The organism is Listeria grandensis FSL F6-0971 (assembly GCF_000525835.1).
In the GTDB taxonomy this organism is placed as follows: domain Bacteria; phylum Bacillota; class Bacilli; order Lactobacillales; family Listeriaceae; genus Listeria_A; species Listeria_A grandensis.
In genome coordinates this window covers 1-1,055 of the sequence record NZ_AODD01000044.1, presented here as the reverse complement: position 1 = coordinate 1,055, position 1,055 = coordinate 1, and the positions used below count along the sequence as shown (strand labels likewise).

The following is a 1,055-nucleotide window of genomic DNA, read 5'->3' as shown; positions in this document are numbered from 1 at the left end:
GGAATTTTGATGGACAAAGCAACGAATCAACCATTATTGGTAGACGGACAAACGGTAACAGCGACGAAAGCTTTCAGTCCAGCGAATACTAATGGCACGGAAGAAATCGAATTTACAGTAGACGCGTCCCAATTAAAAGGGAAAGACATCGTTGTGTTTGAAGCATTGAAATTAAACGGTGCAGTAGTAGCAGTCCACCAAGATATTAATGACGCGAAACAAACAATTAAAGTCGTAGATCCAGCGATTGGAACAACATTGCGCGACGAAGAAACAGCAACGCAAACACCAAGTCCGGAAGAGGAAGTAACATTAGTAGACGTTGTAAAATACGAAAATTTAATTCCAGGTCGTGAGTACACGGTCAAAGGAATCTTGATGGACAAAGCGACAGAAGCACCGCTCATGATCGACGGTGAGCAAGTAGAAGCAGAAACAACATTTACAGCAGAAACAGCAAATGGTGAAGTAGAAGTGACATTTACTTTTAACGCCAAAGGTCTAGCAGGTCAAGAAGTAGTAGCATTTGAAAGCCTGTATACTGACAACAAAGAAATAGCCGTGCATACAGATATCAACGATGCGAATCAAACCGTAGCGTTCAAAACGCCAGAAATCGGTACAACAGCAACGGACCAAAATGGTGAAAAAGAGCTAAATGCAGACAACGAAGTAACGATTATCGACGTAGTAGAATACAAAGATTTAATCGTAGGCAAGGAATACACGCTACAAGGAATTTTGATGGACAAAGCAACAAATGCCCCAGTTCTTGTAAAAGGGGAAGAAGTACACGGCGAAACAACATTCACACCAGAAAACGCAGATGGCTCTGTAGAAGTAGCCTTCACATTTGACGCAAGTGATTTATATGGTACGGACCTAGTAGTATTCGAGAAATTAATGCGTAACGGGAAAGAAGTAGTTACGCATGAAGACATCAATGATAAAGGACAAACAGTAACAATCAAAACACCAGAAATCGGCACAACATTACGTGACGAAGAAACAGGCACACAAAGCCCAAGTCCAGAAGAAGAAATCAGCCTTGTTGA

1 protein-coding gene is annotated in these 1,055 nt (G+C 41.5%); it reads left to right on the top strand.

Annotated features, from left to right (window positions below):
• Positions 1 to 1,055: VaFE repeat-containing surface-anchored protein (locus tag PGRAN_RS15190; protein ID WP_036068526.1), on the top strand; the 1,055-nt coding region annotated here is incomplete at both ends.